This window comes from Microcystis sp. 49638_E5 (assembly GCF_021300285.1).
Taxonomy (GTDB): Bacteria; Cyanobacteriota; Cyanobacteriia; order Cyanobacteriales; family Microcystaceae; genus Microcystis; species Microcystis aeruginosa_C.
Genome location: NZ_JAJTDH010000105.1, coordinates 1 through 9,653, shown reverse-complemented (window position 1 = coordinate 9,653; position 9,653 = coordinate 1). Strand labels below are relative to the sequence as shown.

The 9,653-nt window shown below is 44.1% G+C and carries 7 protein-coding genes; 6 read left to right on the top strand and 1 reads right to left on the bottom strand.

Going from position 1 to position 9,653, the window contains the following annotated elements; all coding sequences use genetic code 11:
* Positions 1 to 324 precede the first annotated feature (324 nt).
* The 6 genes from urtA to LW728_RS20180 all read left to right on the top strand — a co-directional run bounded on the left by urtA (position 325) and on the right by LW728_RS20180 (position 6,950).
* Positions 325 to 1,638, top strand: a complete 1,314-nt coding sequence (urtA, locus tag LW728_RS20205; RefSeq protein ID WP_287767912.1) for an urea ABC transporter substrate-binding protein — start codon at positions 325 to 327, stop codon at positions 1,636 to 1,638.
* Positions 1,639 to 1,732: 94 nt separating this feature from the next.
* Complete coding sequence (locus LW728_RS20200; RefSeq protein ID WP_287666349.1) at positions 1,733 to 2,893, top strand: ABC transporter permease subunit; 1,161 nt, start codon at positions 1,733 to 1,735, stop codon at positions 2,891 to 2,893.
* Between the two features lie 3 nt (positions 2,894 to 2,896).
* The gene (urtC, locus tag LW728_RS20195; RefSeq protein WP_106908142.1) at positions 2,897 to 4,051 is read left to right on the top strand and encodes an urea ABC transporter permease subunit UrtC; all 1,155 of its coding nucleotides are present in this window, start codon (positions 2,897 to 2,899) and stop codon (positions 4,049 to 4,051) included.
* A 170-nt stretch (positions 4,052 to 4,221) separates the two neighbouring features.
* Positions 4,222 to 4,968, top strand: coding sequence for an urea ABC transporter ATP-binding protein UrtD (gene urtD, locus LW728_RS20190; RefSeq protein ID WP_002732385.1), 747 nt, complete (start codon positions 4,222 to 4,224; stop codon positions 4,966 to 4,968).
* Between the two features lie 38 nt (positions 4,969 to 5,006).
* On the top strand, positions 5,007 to 5,705 hold the full coding sequence (urtE, locus tag LW728_RS20185) for an urea ABC transporter ATP-binding subunit UrtE (protein WP_002800729.1): 699 nt from the start codon (positions 5,007 to 5,009) through the stop codon (positions 5,703 to 5,705).
* A gap of 21 nt (positions 5,706 to 5,726) precedes the next feature.
* Positions 5,727 to 6,950, top strand: coding sequence for a BaiN/RdsA family NAD(P)/FAD-dependent oxidoreductase (locus tag LW728_RS20180; protein ID WP_287767909.1), 1,224 nt, complete (start codon positions 5,727 to 5,729; stop codon positions 6,948 to 6,950).
* Between the two features lie 133 nt (positions 6,951 to 7,083).
* Here LW728_RS20180 and pckA read toward each other — a convergent pair whose 3' ends face one another.
* Positions 7,084 to 8,763 carry a phosphoenolpyruvate carboxykinase (ATP) gene (gene pckA, locus LW728_RS20175; protein WP_287767906.1) on the bottom strand — a complete coding sequence of 560 codons (1,680 nt, stop codon included), beginning with the start codon at positions 8,761 to 8,763 and terminating at the stop codon, positions 7,084 to 7,086.
* Between the last annotated feature and the right edge of the window lie 890 nt (positions 8,764 to 9,653).

Sequence of the window (9,653 nt, the reverse complement as noted above, 5' to 3'; positions counted from 1 at the left end):
TGTAGGGTGTGGGGTGTGGGGTGTCGGAAGAATAAATAGAAATAATCTCCTATCTCCTGACTCCTGTCTCCCGACTCCTGCCTCCTGTCTCCCGGCTCCTGATAGCTAAAAAACTGAGGCAAATTCCAGAAAAATAATTAATTTTTCCTGAAAAAGTAGCTAAAACTACAAAAAATATCCAAAAAGTAGCGAAAATCACAAAAAATCTGCTAACCTAGCCGTAATATCACACAGATATTTGTAGAAGGATTCCCGAAAATCTCCTCAGCAAAAACATCCGTGTGAAGTAGCTAATATTGTCAGCGAGGTTAGTTCAAGATCATCATGTCAAATTTAGGACGACGTAAATTTCTCCTGTACGGTTCTGCCGCTTTGGGAACCAGTATTCTGTTAAAAGCTTGCGGTGGCCAAAACCAAACCCCCACGGCTAGTCCTAGCCCAGCTGCTAGTCCCGCCCCAGCTTCTGGAGAGACGATTAAGGTGGGTATTCTGCACTCCCTCAGTGGCACCATGGCCATCAGTGAAACCAGCGTAGTTGATGCGGAAAAACTGGCGATCGAGGAAATCAATGCCGCCGGCGGTGTTCTTGGTAAACAGATCGAGGCAGTGGTGGAAGATGGCGCTTCCGATTGGCCAACTTTTGCCGAAAAAGCCACCAAACTGATCGATCAGGACAAAGTTGCGACTGTCTTCGGTTGTTGGACTTCCGCCAGTCGTAAGGCGGTTTTACCCGTGTTTGAAGCCAAAAACCATATGCTCTGGTATCCCGTCCAGTACGAGGGTCAAGAGTGTTCTAGAAATATCTTCTACACTGGTGCTGCCCCCAACCAACAGATCGAGCCGGCAGTGACTTGGTTGCTGGAAAATAAAGGGAAAAAATTCTTCCTCGTCGGTTCCGACTACGTTTTTCCCCGCACCGCCAACACGATTATTAAAGAGCAGTTAAAGGCGAAAGGCGGCGAAACCGTGGGCGAAGACTACCTACCCCTAGGTAACACGGAAGTTACCCCGATTATCACCAAAATTAAGCAAGCTTTACCCGATGGTGGCGTTATTTTCAACACCCTCAACGGTGACAGTAACGTGGCTTTCTTTAAACAACTGCAAGCGGCCGGTTTAACTCCCGATAAATATCCGGTCATGTCGGTGAGTGTTGCTGAGGAAGAAGTTAAACAAATCGGTAAGGAATATCTCCTCGGTCAGTACGCTTGTTGGAACTATTTCCAAACCGTAGATACCCCCGCTAACAAAAAATTTGTTGAGGCTTTTCGAGCTAAATTCGGTCAGGAGCGCGTCACTAACGACCCGATGGAGGCGGCCTACATCATGGTCTATCTCTGGAAGCAAGCGGTAGAACAAGCGGCAACCGCCGATGATCTCGACAAAGTTCGCGCCGCGGCCGTGGGACAAAAATTCGATGCTCCCGAAGGACCGGTGGAAATGTTCCCCAATCATCATATCTCCAAAACCGTCCGCATTGGTCAGGTGAGAGATGATGGTCTATTTGACATCGTTTGGTCAACTCCGGGGGTAGTGGATCCGCAACCTTGGAACCAATTTGTCCCCGAAACTAAGGGCTTTGCCTGTGACTGGACGGATCCGGCCAAGGGCGGTAAATTCAAAATGGAAAAATCCTAGTTTTAGGAATTTTTCCAGACAGTAACGAGAGTGAGGTGGGCATTACTGTTCACCCCACTTTTTAAAGCTTAAAAATGCACAGGAATAACGAAAAGTGTCAGCATTATTGGAAGGATTGTTTAATGGTATTAGCATCGGTTCTGTGCTATTGCTGGCCGCTTTAGGACTAGCGATTGTCTTTGGACTGATGGGGGTGATTAATCTCGCTCACGGTGAGTTAATGATGTTAGGGGCCTACAGTACTTTTGTGGTGCAGAATATCTTTAAAGGTTTCGGTTCTCCCCTCTTTGATACTTATGTTTTATTCGCCCTACCGATCGCTTTTTTAGTGTCGGGATTGGCGGGATTATTATTAGAAAGGGGGGTGATTAGGTTCCTCTATGGCAGACCCCTAGAAACGCTGCTGGCCACTTGGGGAGTTAGCTTAATTCTGCAGCAATTTGTCAGAAGTGTCAACGGCTTATTAGTAATTAGTTTAATAGTTTTCTGTCTGTTATTTTTTGGGGCGATGACGCTGTTAAGTCGTCGCCTAGATTGGGAGAGAATTCGCAATTTAGCTATCGGTGTCACCCTGCCTTTATCCCTAGCTATCGCTGGATTATTAGGCTATCTTTTATCTTTTAATCCGGTTCTCGCTCGACCCTGGTTTAGTGCCAGAAACGTCGATGTCACGGCTCCTGCTTGGTTACGGGGAGGTTTACCTTTACCCGGGTTTCAAATGCCCTACACCCGTCTATTTATTATCATTTTGACTGCCCTTTGTTTGTTAGGAACCTATTGGTTTTTAAATAAATCTTCTTGGGGTTTACGCATTCGTGCCGTCACCCAAAATCGCCAGATGAGTGCCTGTTTAGGCATTCCGACAAATCAAGTGGATGCTTTGACTTTTGCCCTCGGTTCGGGATTAGCTGGAGTTGCCGGTTGTGCGATTAGTTTTTTGGGTTCCGTCGGTCCAAACGTGGGACAAAATTATATCGTTGATACCTTCATGGTAGTGGTGGTGGGGGGAGTGGGTAATCTCCTGGGAACTATTATCGCAGCTATGGCCATCGGTGTGGCTAATTATTTAATTGGTTCGGGAACTTTTGCCCTGATTTTTGGTTCCGTAGAAGCACTAAAACCCCTAACGGATTTCTTCACCTTTTTCTCCACCACTAGCATGGCAAAAGTGATGATTTTTGCTTTAATTATTGCTTTCTTGCAATTCAAACCTGCGGGAATTTTTCCTCCTAAAGGACGTACTGCCGAGTTATAGATTATGATTACCGAAACCATCACTAGAAACGAATCCCGACAACGGGAAAAGAAAAAGTTAATCACGGAAATCGCTGTTATTGTTGGTTTAGTGGTCATCTTTGCGGTGTTACTGCCCTTAGCTTTGTCGGCTTTCCGTTTGCGTTTATTGGGGCGATTTCTTTCCCTCGCTATTGTCGCTTTGGGGATAGATTTAATCTGGGGTTATACGGGTTTATTAAGTCTTGGTCATGGCATCTTTTTTGCCCTCGGTGGTTACGCTTTGGCCATGTACCTAAATCTTCAGTTACCACCGGGACAACTGCCCGAATTTTTTACCCTCTACGGGGTGACAGAATTACCTTTTGTTTGGCAACCTTTTTATTCCCTACCTTTGACAATTATAGCCCTAATTATCGTACCGGCGATCATGGCGGGATTATTAGGTTATTTAATCTTCCGCAATCGCATTAAAGGGGTTTATTTCTCGATTTTGACCCAAGCGGCTTTACTGGTATTTTTTAACTTTTTTAACGGCCAACAAAAGTTAATTAACGGCACTAATGGCTTAAAAACCGATACCCAAACAATTTTCGGGTTGCTGGTGGGTTCCGATGCCGTTCAAGTGGCCTTTTATTTACTCACAATTGTCTGTTTACTGGCTATTTATCTGCTCTGTCGTTGGTTAACTACGGGCAGATTTGGGCGCTTGTTAGTCGCCATTCGCGATGATGAGGTGCGTGTCCGTTTTTCCGGTTATGATCCTACTTGGTTTAAGGTGTTAGTTTTTGCCATTTCTGGGGCGATTGCTGGTGTTGCCGGCGCTCTTTATACGGTGCAAACGGGAATTATCACTCCTAACTCTATGGATGTGGCTTTTTCCATTGAAATGGTGATTTGGGTGGCTGTGGGGGGACGTGCTACCCTTGTGGGGGCAGTTGTCGGTACTTTATTAGTACGCATGGCCCAAACTTTTTTAAGCGAACAATTTCCGGAAGTCTGGGTATTTTTCCAAGGGGCCCTATTCCTAATTGTGGTGACAGTGCTTCCCGATGGTCTTCTCGGTGGAATTAAACGTTTGCTGACTCATTTTGGTTTCCGCAAAACTTTAATCACCTATCCTAGTATTGAGGAAGCTCCGGAAGTGCAATTGGAAAGAGAAGAATTAGAGCATAAGTGACCTTATTCTGTTAGTATTCTCCGAGTCAGGAGTCGGTCGTCAGGAGTGTGTCGTCAGGAGTCAGGAGATTATTTTTATTTATTCTTCCCACACCCTACACCCTACACCCTGCTCCCCAATTCATAATTCATAATTCATAATTCATAATTACCAATTCCCTCTTAGAAATTATGACTGGAAAAATCTTAGAAATCGAGAATCTTACCGTTAGTTTTGGGGGTTTTAAAGCTCTCAATAATCTTAATTTCAGTATGGATACGGGAGAATTACGGGTGATTATCGGTCCCAATGGTGCGGGAAAAACCACTTTTTTAGATGTGATTACGGGGAAAGTGCAACCCACCATCGGACGGGTATTATTTAAAGGTCGAGATCTCCGCAAAATTCCTGAATATGCGATCGCTCGTTTAGGTATTGGTCGCAAATTTCAAACTCCTAGGGTATATTTAAATCTAACTGTCCGAGAAAATCTCGATTTAGTTAGTAATCGCAATAAAAATGTTTTCTCAACTCTTTTCGGTCGTCCTCCCCTAGAAGATAGCAGAAAAGTTATTGGTTTATTGGAAACTATCGGGTTAACTGCTAAAGCTGATTTATCCGCTTCTTTACTTTCCCACGGCGAAAAACAACGCTTAGAAATTGGTCAATTAGTGGCCCAGTCACCAGATTTACTGCTAGTAGATGAACCCGTAGCAGGATTAACCGATGAGGAAACGGAAAACGTGGGTAATTTGTTGTTAAATCTAGCGGAAAGTCATTCAATTATTGTCATTGAACACGATATGGAATTTGTCCGGCAAATTGCCCGCAAAGTCACGGTTTTACACCAAGGAACTGTTCTATGTGAGGGGAATATGGAGCAAATTCAAAATGATCCGAAAGTTATTGAAGTTTATCTAGGTTCCTCGGAAGAATAAAAAGTTAAAGGATTAAAATTAGTTAAAAAGGGTTGACAATGTTACACATATCTGATCTCAATGTTTACTACGGAGAAAGTCATATTTTAAGAGATGTTGATCTTAACATTAATGCGGGAGAAATGGTCTGTTTAATCGGACGTAATGGCGTGGGTAAAACTACCCTATTAAAAACCTTGATGGGGATTCTCAAACCGCGAGCGGGAGCAATTAATTATGAGCAACAAAACCTGATTAATAAAACCTCAGATCAAAGAGCCAGATTAGGACTGGGTTATGTGCCGCAGGGTAGGGATATTATTCCCCGTTTAACGGTAAAAGAGAATTTAATTCTCGGTTTGGAAGCTTTACCCACAAGGAGAAAAAATGCCACAATTCCCGAAGAAATCTTTGATTTATTTCCCGTTTTAAAAACCATGTTATCGCGGATGGGAGGAGATTTAAGCGGTGGACAACAACAGCAATTAGCCATCGCTCGCGCCTTAGTGGGGGAACCAAAATTATTAATTTTAGATGAACCCACGGAGGGAATTCAACCGTCAATTATCCTCGAAATTGAAGCGGCAGTGCGGCGTATTGTTGCCAGCAAAGGAATCGCCGTTTTATTAGTAGAACAACACCTGCATTTTGTCCGCCAAGCTGATCGATATTACGCCATGCAGAAAGGGGGAATTGTTGCTTCCGGTTTCACAAGTGAATTAAGTCAAGAAGTCATTCAGCGATTTTTGTCGGTTTAAACTTAACTTTTTCCTTGATATATGACTCAAATAGTCGTAATTGGTGGCGGGGCAGCGGGATTTTTTGGCGCAATTAAAGCGGCAGAATTTAACCCAAAAGCTGGCGTTACTATCCTAGAAGCGGCAAAAGAACCTCTGGCGAAAGTGCGGATTTCGGGAGGGGGACGCTGTAATGTCACCCATCATTGTTTTGACGTTTCCCAATTGGTTAATTATTATCCTCGCGGTGGCAAAGCACTACGGGGAGCTTTTAGTCGTTTTCAACCCCAAGATACTATTAAATGGTTTGAATTGCGGGGGGTAAAACTAAAAACAGAAGCGGATGGACGAATGTTTCCCAGCACCGATAATTCTGAAACTATTGTTAATTGTCTGCGGGAAAGTGCGACTTTTGCTGGGGTTAATTTAAGGCTAAATTCCCCAGTTAAATCGGTTAAAAAACAGGAAGAAAGTTTTTTAATTGAATTAAAAAGAGATGAGCAAATTAGGGCAGATAAGCTTTTAATTGCTACGGGAAGTAGTCCTTTTGGTTATCGCACCGCTCAAGATTTAGGTCATTCTCTAGTCTCTCCTGTCCCTTCTTTATTTACCTTTCAAATTGCCGATCCTCGTCTGAAAGATTTGTTAGGGGTTACTGTGGATAAAGTGCGAGTTCGTCTTGGGGGAAGTAAATTAGAACAAATCGGACCTTTGTTAATTACCCATTGGGGAGTCAGTGGACCTGCTATCCTAAAACTCTCTGCTTGGGGAGCGCGGGTACTTCACGAGCATCATTACCGAATGCCTTTAATCATTAATTGGTTGGGGGATTATCATCCTGAAAAATTGCGAGAAATTATCTTACAAACTAAAAGTGAATATCCCAAAAGAAAACTTTTTAATTATTGTCCCTTTGAGCAGTTACCTAAGCGTCTTTGGCAGAGTTTATTAAGTTACTTGACTGTTAACGCGGAAACTCCCTGGGCCGAATTATCTAAAAATACTCTCAATCGATTAATGACTGAATTACAGCAAGGGGAATATCAAATCAAAGGAAAAGGGGTGTTTAAGGAGGAATTTGTCACCTCTGGGGGAGTGAATCTTCAGGAAGTGGATTTTAAAACTATGGAAAGTAAAATCTGTCCGGGGTTATATTTTGCCGGGGAGGTATTAGATATCGATGCAGTCACGGGGGGATTTAATTTTCAAAGCGCTTGGACCACTGGTTATCTCGCCGGACAAGCTATGGGCAATAGAAGGGTGTAGGAAGTACCGGAGCCTGGAGCCTGGAGAATAAATAAAAATAATCTCCTGACTCCTGAATACTGACTCCTGAATACTCAATACTGAATACTGAATACTGAATACTGCCTTCGTTAAAACCGATTCCTTGATGCTGTTATTCCCAAATTGGACCGGCTGCAATTATTTCTTGGGAGGCAGTGGTAAATTGACGGAAATTTTCCACGAAACGATGGGCCAATTCTCGCGCCTGTAGGTCGTAGGATTCGCCATCTTGCCATGCTTGTCGCGGGTCGAGGATTTTTTTGGGAACTCCTGGGACAATTTCGGGGACGAGAACTTGAAAGATGGGATGAGGATGGAAAACTACTTCCTCTAAATCGCCATTTAAAGCGGCGGAAACCATAGCGCGGGTGTGTTTGATCGAAATGCGATCGCCGACTCCGTAGGGACCGCCGGACCAACCGGTATTAATCAGATAAACCGAGGTTTCGGGGTGTTGTTCTAAACGTTGCCCTAACATTTGGGCATAGACGAGGGGGGACAGAGGGAAGAAACATTGACCGAAACAACTGGAAAAAGTCACCTGTGGGGCGGTGATTCCCCGTTCCGTTCCCGCTAATTTGCTAGTATAACCGGAGAGGAAATGATACATCGCCTGGTTCGTGGTTAATTTGGCGATTGGTGGCAGTACCCCAAAAGCATCGGCAGTTAAGAAGATAATAGTTTTTGGGTGGGTTCCCATGCCAGATACGGCACAATTAGGGATATAACGCAGGGGATAGGCGGCGCGGGTGTTTTCGGTCAAACGTCCATCATCGTAGTCGGGAAGGCGATTATCGGGGGAAAGGATCACGTTTTCGAGAATAGTGCCAAATTGAATCGCTGCCCAGATTTGGGGTTCGTATTCGGCACTTAAACGGATGGTTTTAGCATAACAACCGCCTTCAAAGTTAAAAATGCCGTCTTCTGACCAACCGTGTTCATCATCACCGATGAGGCTGCGTTTAGGATCGGCGGAAAGGGTGGTTTTACCCGTACCGGAGAGACCGAAAAAGAGGGCCGTATGACCGTGTTTATCCATGTTAGCGGCACCGTGCATCGGTAAAACCCCTTGTTTGGTCATCAGGTAGTTCATCATCGAGAAGACGGATTTTTTGATTTCGCCAGCGTAGCGAGTGCCACCGATGAGAACGATTTTTTTTGCCAGGTTGAGGACGATAAAGGCTTCGCTGTTCAGGTCGTCATCCTCGGGATCTCCCTGTAACCCCGGCAGGGCAATCACGGTAAAATCAGTTTGATGGGCAGCTAGTTCGATCGCACTGGGCCGGAGGAATAACTGATGGGCAAAGAGGTTATGATAGGCGATTTCGGTGACAACGCGCACGCCAAAGCGATAATTAGGATCGGACCCGACGTAACCATCGAAGATATATAGGTCTTTTCCCTGTACATAGGCGAGGACTTTTCGGTATAACTGCTGGAATTTTTCCTCGCTAATCGGGGCATTATGCTGATTCCAGTCGATTTCCTTTTCGCTATTGGCTTCTTTGACAATGAATTTATCTTTGGGGGAACGACCGGTATATTTACCCGTTTCCACCACTAAAGCCCCATTATCGGCTAAAACGCCCTCATGACGTTCGATCGCCTGTTCGACTAATTGCGGTACGGAAAGATTGCGATAAACGCGACCGAGATTTTTCATGCCTAGGTTTTCGAGGCCGTAGGTGGGATGAAATTGATTTTCTAATTCGTAGTGGAAATTGACGTTCTCCACGCGATCGGGCAGGGGACAAGAGATACTATCATTGGTCAGCGTGTGTAGAGTCGGCATAACCCCAATTCTCCTGATAATTTAGTTGTCGGTTTAGAGGTAAGTTCTAGGTCTCTGATTAGTGCAGTTATAGAAACTAGAAAAACTTCGTTATCTGTCCTTTTCACTCCCAGACACCTAAGAAGCTATATTGATTAGTTTATTTGACGATATTTGCCTGATTAGTCTGGTCTTTCGCCGTCGGTAAAGCCAACTTTAGAGCGGTAATTCAGGATTATTTGCCTATTTACCCTTCATCTTCCAGCCAGGGTTTTTACCTTTTCCCTCTTGCCGATCTAACTGCTTTTTCTAGCTATTTTTAGTCTAGCTGTACAATAGGATACAGACGATGTTTTTTTTACAAAAATTAACAGCTAAACAACATTGGTCAGCTAATCTAGCAGTTATCTTAATGGTGGGGTAGGAAGTCTCTGGTTTTGGGCAACGTCAGAACAATAGCTGGTTGTCTAGAGATGATGACAATGATCCTAAACGTGGTCAAATCGATTTCGCCGCTAATAAAAAAAAGTCGATTGACACGGGAACCAGTTAGCGGCCAAAATTGACTCTATTAGCCGTTGGCAAGCTCTAGAATTGATTGTGTAAGTAGTCGGACATAAATTCTGTTGTCTATCTTAAGAAATGTAAATTGCCGCAATTCTTACTGACGACCGACTCCTGACGACCGACTCCTTACCCCACAGTTAACTTTACTTTTGTCCAACTACTTAACAGGTTAATTAAGTCTAGCTCGATCTCGAAAAAAAACAACTAATATTGACATCCTCGCCGCCGTAAAACGGACGGTGATTCCCAAACCTCACGATTTAGGTTTCTGCTTCTTTCCCGAAGGATTTTTCGCACCTGCCTTAACAGATTTACTCTGTTCTGGTCTTATGGTCGCTCTACAG

Coding starts and splice junctions, on each gene's coding strand:
- urtE (WP_002800729.1), top strand. CDS start 5,007: ATGTTACACATATCTGATCTCAATGTTTACTACGGAGAAAGTCATATT.
- LW728_RS20180 (WP_287767909.1), top strand. CDS start 5,727: ATGACTCAAATAGTCGTAATTGGTGGCGGGGCAGCGGGATTTTTTGGC.
- urtD (WP_002732385.1), top strand. CDS start 4,222: ATGACTGGAAAAATCTTAGAAATCGAGAATCTTACCGTTAGTTTTGGG.
- urtC (WP_106908142.1), top strand. CDS start 2,897: ATGATTACCGAAACCATCACTAGAAACGAATCCCGACAACGGGAAAAG.
- pckA (WP_287767906.1), bottom strand. CDS start 8,763: ATGCCGACTCTACACACGCTGACCAATGATAGTATCTCTTGTCCCCTG.
- urtA (WP_287767912.1), top strand. CDS start 325: ATGTCAAATTTAGGACGACGTAAATTTCTCCTGTACGGTTCTGCCGCT.